This window comes from Mucilaginibacter aquariorum (genome assembly GCF_024498135.1).
GTDB classification, from domain to species: Bacteria; Bacteroidota; Bacteroidia; order Sphingobacteriales; family Sphingobacteriaceae; genus Mucilaginibacter; species Mucilaginibacter aquariorum.
In genome coordinates, this window is sequence record NZ_JANHOH010000001.1 from 1,528,056 (window position 1) to 1,540,414 (window position 12,359).

General features: G+C 36.3%; 11 protein-coding genes. 2 read left to right on the forward strand and 9 right to left on the reverse strand.

Annotated features, from left to right (window positions below; translation table 11 throughout):
- Nucleotides 1–234: 234 nt before the first annotated feature.
- Nucleotides 235–732: a hypothetical protein gene (locus NPE20_RS06570; RefSeq protein ID WP_256537816.1), complete on the reverse strand. Its 498-nt coding sequence runs from the start codon at nucleotides 730–732 to the stop codon at nucleotides 235–237.
- Nucleotides 729–1,949: an AAA family ATPase gene (locus tag NPE20_RS06575; protein ID WP_256537817.1), complete on the reverse strand. Its 1,221-nt coding sequence runs from the start codon at nucleotides 1,947–1,949 to the stop codon at nucleotides 729–731. The genes NPE20_RS06570 and NPE20_RS06575 overlap by 4 nt, the downstream gene beginning before the upstream one ends.
- A 75-nt stretch (nucleotides 1,950–2,024) precedes the next feature.
- Here NPE20_RS06575 and NPE20_RS06580 point away from each other — a divergent pair, with 75 nt between their 5' ends.
- The gene (locus tag NPE20_RS06580; RefSeq protein WP_256537818.1) at nucleotides 2,025–2,282 is read left to right on the forward strand and encodes a hypothetical protein; all 258 of its coding nucleotides are present in this window, start codon (nucleotides 2,025–2,027) and stop codon (nucleotides 2,280–2,282) included.
- A gap of 254 nt (nucleotides 2,283–2,536) precedes the next feature.
- Here NPE20_RS06580 and NPE20_RS06585 read toward each other — a convergent pair whose 3' ends face one another.
- The 7 genes from NPE20_RS06585 to NPE20_RS06610 all read right to left on the reverse strand — a co-directional run bounded on the left by NPE20_RS06585 (nucleotide 2,537) and on the right by NPE20_RS06610 (nucleotide 11,583).
- Entirely contained in the window at nucleotides 2,537–3,523 is a 987-nt protein-coding gene (locus NPE20_RS06585; protein ID WP_256537819.1) for a hypothetical protein, read from the reverse strand.
- Between the two features lie 148 nt (nucleotides 3,524–3,671).
- Nucleotides 3,672–6,779, reverse strand: a complete 3,108-nt coding sequence (locus NPE20_RS06590; protein WP_256537820.1) for a type I restriction endonuclease subunit R — start codon at nucleotides 6,777–6,779, stop codon at nucleotides 3,672–3,674.
- Nucleotides 6,766–7,989 (reverse strand): AAA family ATPase, encoded by a 1,224-nt coding sequence (locus tag NPE20_RS06595; RefSeq protein WP_256537821.1) that lies wholly within the window; start codon nucleotides 7,987–7,989, stop codon nucleotides 6,766–6,768. The genes NPE20_RS06590 and NPE20_RS06595 overlap by 14 nt, the downstream gene beginning before the upstream one ends.
- Before the next feature lies 1 nt (nucleotide 7,990).
- Nucleotides 7,991–9,232: a restriction endonuclease subunit S gene (locus tag NPE20_RS06600; protein ID WP_256537822.1), complete on the reverse strand. Its 1,242-nt coding sequence runs from the start codon at nucleotides 9,230–9,232 to the stop codon at nucleotides 7,991–7,993.
- Nucleotides 9,229–10,776, reverse strand: coding sequence for a type I restriction-modification system subunit M (locus tag NPE20_RS06605; protein WP_256537823.1), 1,548 nt, complete (start codon nucleotides 10,774–10,776; stop codon nucleotides 9,229–9,231). Before NPE20_RS06605 ends, NPE20_RS06600 begins: the two co-directional genes overlap by 4 nt.
- Nucleotides 10,777–10,924: 148 nt before the next feature.
- Nucleotides 10,925–11,149, reverse strand: a complete 225-nt coding sequence (locus tag NPE20_RS26935; RefSeq protein WP_354003221.1) for a helix-turn-helix domain-containing protein — start codon at nucleotides 11,147–11,149, stop codon at nucleotides 10,925–10,927.
- 206 nt (nucleotides 11,150–11,355) lie between these two features.
- Nucleotides 11,356–11,583, reverse strand: a complete 228-nt coding sequence (locus NPE20_RS06610) for a helix-turn-helix domain-containing protein (protein ID WP_256537824.1) — start codon at nucleotides 11,581–11,583, stop codon at nucleotides 11,356–11,358.
- A 309-nt stretch (nucleotides 11,584–11,892) separates the two neighbouring features.
- On the opposite strand from NPE20_RS06610, the gene NPE20_RS06615 reads away from it, so the two are divergent.
- Entirely contained in the window at nucleotides 11,893–12,174 is a 282-nt protein-coding gene (locus tag NPE20_RS06615; RefSeq protein WP_256537825.1) for a hypothetical protein, read from the forward strand.
- Nucleotides 12,175–12,359: the final 185 nt, after the last annotated feature.

Consider the following 12,359-nt stretch of genomic DNA (forward strand, 5'->3'; position numbering starts at 1 on the left):
AATTAAAGGAAAGATCAGTATGATAACAGCTGTGAAAGTAGAATCCGAAACGATAACGATTCTTAAAGAAATTCAATTAGCGAAATCAGGTTACGAACAACTTAACTAATTAGAGTAATTGCTTCATTGGAGTAGGGAATAATAAAAGCCTACATTAAAGGATTTTCCACGCGCTGGAATTCATTATAGTGGGACTCTAAAGCACCGCCTTTTATTGATTGTAATGGCGAGATTCTATTTGATTACAATCTTGCGATTGCTGTCAATCCGAAAGCCATAAGCACGGAAAAATTTGAGATTTAATTCATTTTCAATAAAGTTAAATCTTTTAGATTTCTTGTTACAGGCAAAACCTTTCTTGTAGGTAAATTGCGATAGGTCATGATTTGCTAAAATCAATTTCATTGTGTTTTCGAGTTGATTAAAAGCTTCCGTTTGCCAGTTGGCCATTTGATCTTTTAGCTCTACTAAAAACAAAGAGTTTTTTGTGGTTAACATTCCATCGCATGTACTTTCCTTTTTTTTGCTATTTGCCTGGAATACTATGATACACCAATCAATTGGAGTGAAAACAACTTCTATTTCCTCTTCATTGATTACATCGGCGATCCATGTTGTCGGGGCATCTAAATTGCTATATGCTTTTGTGGAATCCTGATTATCACAAAGACCAAAAAGTTTGTTAGTACGAACTGGTTCATTACATGTAGAACCCAAAAAATCTACATTCATAATTCCTGTTCAATCTCTAATAAAGTGTCAAATTGAACATTACCTTCACTTAGGAATTGATTGAGGTAATTGCTGTCTGAAGGAATGCCTTCAAAGTTTGGTAAATCATTGATTTCTCCATTTTTTTGATCTAATTGAAATACGGCAATCTCCTCTGCTTTCAAGGTTGCGCGCTCTGGCACAACACTCCTTAATTTATTCAGTGCTGACTCCGAAAGGTCTTTATTCATAAGTGAGCCACCCTGAATAGCAATACTTAAATAGGTAATTATATATGGACTATGCGTTGTAAGAATTAACTTGTTATTCGCGTTACGATTTTTTATTTCTAGGAGACTATTAATTATTTGATGCTGAGAAGATGGGAATAAATTCTGTTCGGGTTCTTCAACAATATTAATAAAGGCAGCAGGTTTTGTGCCGGAAGATAGAAATTCCAGAGAAGCTTTTTTCACATCTTCAGATAGTTTAGGATTAGAAAGTATTTTTTGGATATCCTTTTGAATACGCTTTTCCTGATTAATGCTGATATTTTTAGTCGCATTGTCTCCCGTTATTGTAAGCGAATTTGACAGAAAATTACTTACTAGGTACAAAGGCACGAAAGATTGGAAGCCACTCGAAGCCTCCAATAAAGACACAGTATACCCATCGCCACTGATAATTATATCCTTACTGCCTTTTTTATATTCGACATTGCTTCCATTTATGGGCAGTGGTACTAAGCCCTTAGTATCCCTCAATGCAAGATCATATTCCCGTGAGAAAGTATAAAGTGTCTGCGGCAGTCCCTGAAGATCATTTACGTTAATTACAGAACTTACCAAATTGCGTTCAGAGGGTACGTACATGATTTTAGGAAATACGTACGTATCCGCTTTATGTTTATGAATTGTAACCTTACTCTCCCTATAAGAAATAAAAAATGCACCACCGTCATATTCAATGATACTTTTTTCATTGAAATATGAGCCGATATTTTGATACGCAACGTGTCTTCTAAACCTTGCTGTAGAAAACTTATTATTTGCACCGAAGTCGCCTCTGACCAATGCTTTTTCTATCCAGATCAATGTTGAAATAAGTTTGGCGACTGTACTTTTTCCGGAACCTTGTGTACCAATGAATACGCATAGATTCTTTATTTCCAGCCAACCATCATTATTACTGTAACCCTCTTTGATTGGGCCAAAATGTTTAATACGGATCCTACTCATTCTGCTAGTTTACTAAAAACGAATTCACTCGATTTCAAAACAAATCTAATGAAATGAAATTAGTTGTGGTAATAGATGGCAATTTCAAGTACAACAGCTTTTAGACACTCGCTGAGAGCGATAGGTGGCAAAATGGAAATGACAATGTTAGCGTCAGCCCCGATGATAGCAATGGCTGCGCTTTGTTTTAAGGGTGGTGAAAATTTTAAACTTAAAGATATAGGTGATCCTAATGGAATTGAAGTTAACCTACCAGATGTTTTAATATTGCTTGGCCCTGGTAAAATGGTTGCAAAAACATATGAAATCGTCGAGCCTAAAAGTGAGAGCTGAATTAGCGTTATACAACCTCGGCGAAAACTCACTAATTGGCTTTACTGGCTGGATTACCTCTTTATTAGCTGAGCGGGATACTTTAACTACAAGCCCGTTTAAATTTCATGAATATGTAACTGAAGTATTTAAAAATAGAAACATTGGAGTTTCCTTTTACAAGATTTTCTTCAGGTATCGAATTATTAATTAAATAGAAACCTTTGTAGCGTTCGAATCTATTCATAAGATTTAAGTTTTTTTAATATAAAGTACTAATCGACGGGCTTTTCGATTTCAATCGGAATGTGTTTCTCCAAACAGTAAACGCCAATTTCTGTATCACTTAAAAAATATTTGTCGCAAAATTCATTTAGTTCTTTTTCAGTCGATTTATAATAACGTTCTTCAGCAGTCATTAAATTATCTACCTGTTGTATGAATTTTTCAAAATCCCTACTTATTTTACACAATTTGTCGATAGTTTTAAAATCTAAATCTCTATATCTCGGCTGGAATAAAATTTTGCTTTTGTACGGATTAGCATTTAGCTGTATAATTCCAATCCCGAATGACTGGTTTAAACGTTCCATTTCTTCGGTTAAGTTGTCGCTGTATTCAAAAGCAACTAAATATCCATAATTTGCCCAGCTTGAATTTGATACAGCTTGAAAAAAAGCTTTTTTCAACTCCGCATCGCTATTTATTTCTTTCTTTAGTTCGTAGGAGCTTAGCTTAACAGTTTCTACGCTATTAATTGACTTTATAAAACTTTGACTTGCTTTAGTTTGAAGGTTCAAAAATTTGATGCCAATCATATCTGGATGAGTCCAAATTTGATTGCTGTCTTTGCCATATGTTGATTGTTCATGAAAAATTGTCTTGGAATAAATTAAGCTATTCTTTAAATAAGAACTCAACAGCATGTGTAAAGATCGTTCGTCGTAACTCTTAACCTTGCTTTCTTTTGCAATAGGTTGAATTATTTCACTTGAAATTCCGCTCAAAATTTCAGAGCTTATATTTTGTTCATTTTTGGTGAGGTAATAGGAATATGTTCCTCCATCCTGTTTGATACGTTTTACTCTTGAGTCACCATTCCTTATAAAATCCCCTAGAGCAGCGGAAATTGTTGAACCAGGTGTTTTACCGGTACCAAAATCATAATATTTTTTATCAAGTATATGGTTGTAAACTGCCAAATAATTAGTTACGGCATTCAAATCATCAAGACTTTTTAAGATCGCTTCTTTCAATGTCATTAAAATAATCGTTAAATAAGTGTATAGGTGCTGACAATACTAACTCGTGTTTTGGGCTCAATATGATAAATAGGTTGCTGATTAATTTAGGTTTCCAAAACCTTTTGTCTTGAAAACAGGTCCTCCTGTCAATTTTAAAATAACGCCGCTAAATTTCCCCACCCACTCCTTTAAACTTCTCAACGAAAGCAGCAATTGTCTGAAAAACGCTTTGTTTTTTAGTTAAATATTGTGGGTTGAGTGGACTCATCTTAGGTAAAACGGAATTGAGTTCCGTGCCATTTTCAGTCGCAAATTCTCGCTTTAAAGATGCTGTTATATATCGTTTTGCCTCCGCCTCGTTTAAATTTTCGTTAGCAATTAACTCTGATGCCTCTGTTCTAAGTCTGCCTTGCGCGTATAGGAAGAAGGAATCTATAATATTCGCTTTATCCTGAATGTTGTCAAGATCTGTTTCATTAATAAAATCTACTATCAAACCTTCTTTTGCTCGATTTCCTATACTGGCACGAATAACACGACGAATTTCTTCTACTAACGAGGCCTTATCCTTTGTTTTTTTATTGCTCTCAAATATAAGCTCAAGAATATAGTCAAGGTTAATTTCCTGAGATTTAAGCAGGTCTACTTCAAATACAACATCATCCCAATCAATCGTAGAGGCACTCTTTTCATCCGCTGATTTTTGACGTCGCAACCATTCACGGATGTCATTATATGTTGAACGGTAATCCTGTACAGCACGCTCACTAGGTATTTTAATAGCCTTCATTGCGGCTATGTCTTCGTCATTTAGATAATGTTTAGCTTTGAATTCCTCCACAGCTTCATTGTCTGTAATATCTAAATGCTGCAGGGCATTTAATCCAGCAAACTCATCGTAGTTCTGTAGCACATTTTCAACGCGCAAATATTCGCCAAACATTTTTACAAAATCTTTCTTGTCTTTTTCTGTTACAATTTCATCAGGATTTGGAAAGCGTTGTTGTAATTCAGTCACAACGTCTAAATAGCCACGACGCGCTTCACCGGTTTCTGCATCGGTAAAGCCCTCCATATATTCACTGTAGCTTTTCGCCAGTACTACATTTTTGGTGTTTTTATCGCCAAACAATGTAATTGCATCAATCGTAGCTTGTTCCAGGTCACGGAAAGTAACAATATTACCGAACGTCTTAGTGGCATCGTAAATGCGGTTGGTTCGTGAAAATGCTTGAATTAATCCATGAAAACGCAGATTTTTATCTACAAATAATGTATTAAGCGCTGGTGCATCAAAACCTGTTAAAAACATGCCTACCACAATTAGTAGATCAATTTCTTTGCTTTTAACGCGTTTTGCAAGGTCTCGATAATAGTTCTGAAATTCTTTACTATCAACGCCATAACTGGTTTTAAACATCGCATTGTAGTCATTGATTGCTCTAGTTAAAAACTCCTTTGAACTTGTCTCCATTGCAGATGGCTCAAAAGTCTCATCAGCTATTTCACCGATAGCGTCTTGTTCCTGGTTTGCAGCGAATGAGAAGATCGTGGCTATTCTTAAAGGTTTTTCAATGTTTCTTTGTAAGCGATTCAATTCGTCGTAATAGCATTTGGCAGCGTCAACACTACTTACAGCGAACATGGCGTTAAAGCCCTTATTGCTTACCTGATTTCTGTGGGTTTTGTATTTAAAGTTGTTTAAGACATATACAGAAATTTCCTTTATACGACCAGGGTGGAGCAGGGCTTCTTTGTTTTCTGCTGCACTTAGCTTTTTCTCATCCTGTTCTTTCTCGATTTTTTTAAACTTAGGTCTGACGTTGTTATAGTCAACTTTGAATTTTAGTACTTTATCATCCCTGATAGCATCCGTAATTACATAGGCGTGCAATTCTCTGCCAAACACACTCGCTGTAGTTTCAGCACCTAATGCGTTTTGAGGGAATATGGGGGTTCCTGTAAATCCAAACTGATAGAATTTTTTGAACTTCTTCTTCAGGTTCTTTTGAGCTTCGCCAAATTGAGATCGGTGTGCCTCGTCAAATATAAATACTACCTGTTTTTGATAAATGGACAGGTCACTCTCGCTTCTCATCAGGTTATTCAGCTTTTGAATAGTAGTAACAATTATCTTGTTATCATCCTTTTCAATATTCCTTTTTAACCCTGCTGTGCTATCAGATCCATTAACGCTATCAGGAGAGAATCTCTGGTATTCTTTTATAGTTTGAAAATCAAGATCCTTACGGTCCACAACAAAAAAGACTTTATCTATAAAGTCAAGTTGCGTTGCCAGCCTTGCAGCTTTGAAACTTGTAAGTGTTTTTCCAGACCCTGTTGTGTGCCAAATATAACCTCCACTTCCAGTTTTCGACCAGATCTTAGACTGAAAAGAACTTCCTATCTTCCATAATATCCTTTCTGTTGCCGCTATTTGATAAGGTCTCATAATGAGCAACGTATCACTGGTATCAAAAACTGAATAGGTTAGCAGGACGTTTAAAAGCGTGTTCTTTTGGAAAAATGTTTGTGTAAAGTCGGTAAGGTCTTTAATTAGGGTGTTGTCAGCTCTTGCCCAATTCATGGTAAAGTCAAAGCTGTTTTTATTTCGCTCAACTGTATTTGCAAAATACCGACTATCGGTACCATTTGATATAACAAAAATCTGCAGGTATTTAAAGAGAGAGGCGTTGCTATTTAAGCTTTCCTTGGTGTAACGATGCACTTGATTGAATGCCTCCCGGATAGCAACTCCACGTTTTTTTAGTTCAACCTGCACAAGTGGTAAGCCGTTAACCATTATAGTAACATCATACCTGTTTGCATGGCTTCCCTTAAGTCCAAATTGGGAGATTACCTGTATTTTGTTGCGGGTAATGTTCTTTTTATCTACCAGGTAGATATTTTGAATATGCCCATCATCAAATACAAAATCATAAATGTAATTGTCATGTATTTTTCGTGTTTTCTCAACAAGATTGTCGCTTGGTTTATCCAAATATTCCTCTAAATAACGCAACCATTCGCCATTAGTAAAAGTCATATTATTGAGTTCCTGTATCTGTGTCCTTGCATTAGCCAACATCGCTTCCATTGATGTAAGGTTAGATGCATTTTCGTAACCTTGATTCACCAATTGCTGAATAAATTCTTTCTCAAGGGCAGACTCGGTTTGGTATACCGCAGCAGGTTCATTCAACTCGGAATGCTTGGTATATTTATCAAGAACTATAAAATTGTTTGACTCGGCTATGGTTTTATACTGCGACATTGTGTAATGTTACCGGTTGGTTAATATTTGATCTAAAATTGTATATCCTAGTAATTTCTCTTACCAAATGCTTCAGAACATCTTTTTCCTGAGTTGTCAATACAGAAATTTCCTCACCGGAGAATTTACTATGGCTTGAAAGGTTTATAATTCTATTATAATAGCCATCTCTTGAGCCTTCAGCTTCATTAGGTAAAAGTTCTTTCCAATCAACATATCCAAGAAAGGTAGAGGTTTTTTCTAAAATATTTCGGAGAAAATTGAAATGATACTTCTGAATATCACCTGATTGTGCAACTTTTTCAAGTTCCTTTAGTAGGAATAGATGATATGCAAAGGGTGAGTCTTTTGACTGAATATGAAGGTTAAAAGTACCATCATCCAACTTTTCTAATCGCTTTTTCTCGCAATGTTTTAACTTGTATCCATGGCGGTTATCAGCATTGTTGAATTCATTGAATAGTACATTATAGAACAATGGATTATGAGTAGTAATTATGAACTTTGGGGATGTCGATTGACTTGATTTGATCAATTGAGCAATATTTACAGCTAACTCAATTAAGTGGGTGTCGTCCAATGAGCTTACGGGATCATCAATAAACACATATTGTAGATTGTTAAATTGATTGGTGTCTCGATCACTTGGTTCTACAATATTTAAAACTTCAATAATCTGCTCCAATAAGCTATGAAATACACACCAGATCAAATTACTTTCTTCACCCTTTGATATCTTTACGTTTTCAATGCGATCAGCATTACCACCTTCAATTGAAAAAGTTATTTCTGAATACGCATTAACTATAATAGCATTCCCGTTTTCGTCATAGCTAACAGATTCTTCGTTAAACCTGGGCGTTAATTTGTCACTAGTATAATGCTGAAAATTCGTTATAATGTTGAAGGCTTGCCCTTGATCTGTAAATATCCAATTGGTGAACTTGTTGGGGTGTATCTTTAGCTTTCTTACTATATCGCCATCTAGGTCATTGTCCCAATAAAACAGGTCTTCAGTAAACGCATTATAGTAAAGTACTTTAATAGGCTGTTCTTCTAGCGCTTCTTCATTTAATTCTTTTGGATCAATTAATTCCGTAAACTCCTGTGACAGCCGTGTTTTACCGGTACCATTGAAAGCGTAGATCAGCTGTACCTTTTTATCAGAGGCTTTTAGTGCCTGTGCTATTTCTCTTAATGATTGTGCCATATCATGCTATCGAAGTACCCTTCGGGAATGTTAGTAACAGATCGCGGTAATACTCATACTGCTTTTTGCGCAGGTTTATTTCATTTGGAAGACCTTCGCTAATTGAAGTGGTTAAAACATCAAATTTGTCTAAAATATTAACAATTCGCTCTTGCTCCTTTGGCGATGGAACAGGAATTAAGACCTTGCTTAAGCCATTGGCGTGAATTGCAGAAATTTTGCCTGAAGAAATATGTTTTTTAATTTGATTGTGATATTGTTTAGTACGCGTAAAATAGGCTACATATTTAGGGTTTAAAGTGCTTCGGTATGAAAAGCAGGCGTCATGTATGACTACGCCCTTTTCGCCTAACCAGGCAGTTCCCTTTCCAAGATCTTCAATTGTTTCTCCTGCTCCAACAATTACCACATCGCCATTTTCTGCAATTCTTAGTTTTTTATCTTCAACTAATTTCTCACTTAGAAATGACTTGCTTTTATTTGCCCAGGTTCCATAGTGGGTATACATTTCACCATAATGGATGCAAGGAACTCCTTCAGGTATGATATCGTCTTTTACAAAGCGTTTTCCCCTTTGAAATTTACCAATCCTATCATCTCCCATAGGTAAGTGCTCCATATCTTTTTCATCAAAGCTGAATAACTGCTCGCGATAATACTCGTATTGTTCTTTACGAGCTGTGAGTTCAGTGTTAAGCTTTGTTATAAGCTCCGTAAATGTGTCGAGAATACCAACTATTTTTTTCTGAACATTGAAAGGTGGGATGGGAATATGTATATCAAGTATATTAGACATGCTCGGATGTTTAATGCCCGAACCTCTGTAAAATGAACTGAGTAGCTTAATATTATTTCTTAAAAAATAGTACAGATACTTAGTGTCAAGGTAACTTTTATCGTTCGACACAGCAATTCGGTTGTCACCAGTTAAAAATTTACCATTGTAATATTGAACAATTACATTACCTCCCCATGGTATTGCAACTATTTCCGCATTCGTTAGTCGCGAACCAGCAAGTTCGTCAGAGGTCCACAAATCTGTTTCATTTGTTGTAAGTATTCGGACGCTTCCTTTTTTCAAAATCAGCGGTTTTAATTCGTTTGAAAGCAAATGGTTATATTTTAAAGTTTTTGGCTGCTTATGATTGTCAACTGCGTTAAACTTCTTGTCCCAAGTAGTGACTTCCCATAACGCCTTTTGCTCTACCTCAACGCCCTGTAACAATTTCTCTAAATAACTCATGCTTCTATCTCATTTATAATGCCATCAATATCAGCACGTAGCCTGTTTATCTTATCAACGGTTTTTAAAACCTCAGCGTTTAAATCAGCTATATCGAACTTCTCGCGGTTATCTTTAGCCTCCACATAAGAACTAACAGACAGATTATAATCGTTTTCTGAAATTTTGCTGTTGTCTACCGATCTGGCTACATGCTCTAAATCTTCTTTGACGTCGAACACCTCCATTAACTTTTCGATGTGTTCATCTTTAAGCACATTGGTATTGGTAGCTTTTTTGAAGAAGCCTTCACCTGTTGCGTCAATGAATTGCGTTTTTGTATCGCTTTTATGTTTTGAAAGAACAAGGATATTAACAGCTATGGAAGTGCCGTAAAACAGGTTGGGTGCCAACGCAATAACAGTTTCAATAAAGTTATTGTCAACTAAATATTTTCTGATCTTTTGTTCTGACCCACCACGGTAAAAGATGCCCGGAAAGCATACAATAGCAGCCCTGCCCTTACTCGAAAGGTAGCTTAAAGCGTGCAGTACGAATGCGAAATCGGCTTTTGATTTAGGAGCAAGCACACCAGCAGGCGCAAAGCGTTCGTCATTAATTAATGTCGGGTCATCTGCACCTATCCAATTCACCGAGTATGGCGGATTAGAAACTATAGCATCAAAAGGTTTTTCCTCCCCAAAGTGCGGATCGGTAAGTGTGTTCCCTAAAGCGATGTTAAACTTGTCGTAATTAATATTGTGCAGGAACATATTCATACGAGCAAGATTATAAGTAGTATGATTTATTTCCTGCCCATAAAATCCTTCCTCAATAACGTGGTTGTCAAAATGCTTTTTAGCCTGTAAAAGTAAAGAGCCGGAACCCGCAGCCGGGTCGTATATTTTATTTACTTTTTCTTGCTTATGCATAGCCAGTTGTGCAATGAGTTTGGACACACTTTGAGGCGTAAAAAACTCACCACCAGACTTACCTGCATTAGCTGCATAGTTTGAGATTAAGAATTCGTACGCATCTCCGAACCAGTCGATATCGCTTTCTTTAAAATTGACAACTTTCAAACCTGCAACTCCTTTTATAACTGCTGCCAATCTACTATTCTTATCTGTTACAGAGTTACCAAGTCGTGTACTCGTAGTATCAAAATCTGCAAACAAGCCTTTTATATCCTGTTCAGACGGATAACCATTTGCAGAACTTTCGATGGCAGCGAAGATGGCAGCCAGATCAGTATTAAGATTTGGATTGGTGTTAGCTGATTTAGCTACGTTTAAAAAAAGTTGGCTAGGATAGATGAAATATCCTTTAGTTTTTATAGCATCTTCTTTTATCTCCGGAGATATAACCTCATCAGATAATCTAGCGTACTTTATACTTTCGTCGCCACCTTCAATATAATTAGTGAAGTTTTCACTTATAAATCGGTAGAACAGTGTGCCCAACACAAACTGTTTAAAATCCCACCCATCAACAGAGCCACGAACGTCATTCGCAATTTGCCATATTTGTCTTTGTAGTTCTGCCCGTTGTTGAATACTTGTCATTATTAAATTCTAAATCACTTATGAAGCACGAAGATAAGGAAAGCAAGTTGTGTTTTGGTAATACCAAAACGAGGGAACATCTGACTATATATGTCACTTTGTTCAATCCATGGCATCGATCTTGATAAAAAGTTCAGATTTAAGCAAGTTAAAAATCCATTAAATCCTTCAAGGTAATTTCTAATCCCTGTGATAATTCAATTAGTGAATTAAAAGACATATTTATATCTCCTTTTTCATACCTAACTAGGTCAGCGTGATCTATATTACATTTCGCAGCCAATTTCCGATGAGACAAGCCTTTACTTTTCCGAAGTACCTTGAGATGGTTTCCGAACATTATTAAAGAATTCTTGTGATTTTCACTAGCCATTGCAGTTTGAGAACTGCTGGAAAATTGGCTGTTTTAATATAGAATATTGTTGTGCTTTAACCCACCACTTACTAACTTAGCGTTTAGGATCGAAAATAAATATTCAATTATTATAAGTGAAAAAGATTCAAGCTTATTATACATTGGCTCTGATAGGATTATGGCTATTGATATACGTCGCTATCAAATTGCACTGGATTGGCTAATTACATTTTAAAATCAAGAAGCTTTTTAGCTTCTATTTCTAACCCTTTTGCCAGTTCAAAAATAGTAGATAGCTGTAAGTTAGTTTTACCATTTTCAATTTTTGAGATTTTGCTGCTGTCTAATTCACATCTTGATGATAACTCACGTAAAGAAAGTGAACGTTCTTCTCTAAGGAACCTTAAGTGCTTTCCAAAATTTTGCTGTAATATGCTATAGTTGCCTTTCAATCGATAAGTTTTAAATCTAATGGAAAAGACAAATAAAATTTAAATATTTTGTGGTCTTTTAAGTCTACAATTAACAAAAAATATTATATTTGTTTTGCGATACTTCATTTAAAGAAATTGAAGCAATCGCTTTTTGTCTCGTCTTAGAAACCTGAGAAATTTTAAAGCCGCGAGACGGTAAGTGATTGCCCACGCCATAGGTGTGGGCTCTCTTATCGTGGCGGCACTTCTCAGGGCCTCTAAGACGGTAAGTTGAGTCCACGCCTATGGCTTTGTTGCGTTTGACCGGCTTACCTTTTTATCAAAGAAATGGAAGCGGTAATCATAAAACACAATTTTACGTCTGCCATTACTCTTAAGGAAGTAATGGAGAGGTTCTTTAGGGATCACAGCCCCGAGGAAACTAAAGTGCTGTTCTGGAAATTCTTTCAGTGCTGGGTAACCAGAGAATGCAATCTTAAAGCCGATTTATCGGATGAAGAAGTAGCCCTGTTCTTCGATCAGTTAATGGACCTGGTGGCCGCGGCTTACATATTACACCAGGCGAACAGGGTTTCCACAAACCCGCAGGAAGGGGAAAGTCATGACTAGCTATCCTGTCCAATCCTGGCTCCTGCTCATTTCCCCTCCGGAATGACCTTGATTTTTTCTTCTTAATAATCAATCCTTTTTTTAATTAAACCCAAACTAAAATGAAGCTCAAAATATGCTTACTGGGATTGCTTTGCCTTTTTTTTCAGGCGAGGTCCCAGACAAAACCAACTACCAGGTATCTT

Excerpts from the sequence above, each read along its gene's own strand:
- NPE20_RS06570 (WP_256537816.1), bottom strand. The coding sequence starts at position 732 with ATGAATGTAGATTTTTTGGGTTCTACATGTAATGAACCAGTTCGTACT.
- NPE20_RS06575 (WP_256537817.1), bottom strand. The coding sequence starts at position 1,949 with ATGAGTAGGATCCGTATTAAACATTTTGGCCCAATCAAAGAGGGTTAC.
- NPE20_RS06580 (WP_256537818.1), top strand. The coding sequence starts at position 2,025 with ATGGCAATTTCAAGTACAACAGCTTTTAGACACTCGCTGAGAGCGATA.
- NPE20_RS06585 (WP_256537819.1), bottom strand. The coding sequence starts at position 3,523 with ATGACATTGAAAGAAGCGATCTTAAAAAGTCTTGATGATTTGAATGCC.
- NPE20_RS06590 (WP_256537820.1), bottom strand. The coding sequence starts at position 6,779 with ATGTCGCAGTATAAAACCATAGCCGAGTCAAACAATTTTATAGTTCTT.
- NPE20_RS06595 (WP_256537821.1), bottom strand. The coding sequence starts at position 7,989 with ATGGCACAATCATTAAGAGAAATAGCACAGGCACTAAAAGCCTCTGAT.
- NPE20_RS06600 (WP_256537822.1), bottom strand. The coding sequence starts at position 9,232 with ATGAGTTATTTAGAGAAATTGTTACAGGGCGTTGAGGTAGAGCAAAAG.
- NPE20_RS06605 (WP_256537823.1), bottom strand. The coding sequence starts at position 10,776 with ATGACAAGTATTCAACAACGGGCAGAACTACAAAGACAAATATGGCAA.
- NPE20_RS26935 (WP_354003221.1), bottom strand. The coding sequence starts at position 11,149 with ATGGCTAGTGAAAATCACAAGAATTCTTTAATAATGTTCGGAAACCAT.
- NPE20_RS06615 (WP_256537825.1), top strand. The coding sequence starts at position 11,893 with ATGGAAGCGGTAATCATAAAACACAATTTTACGTCTGCCATTACTCTT.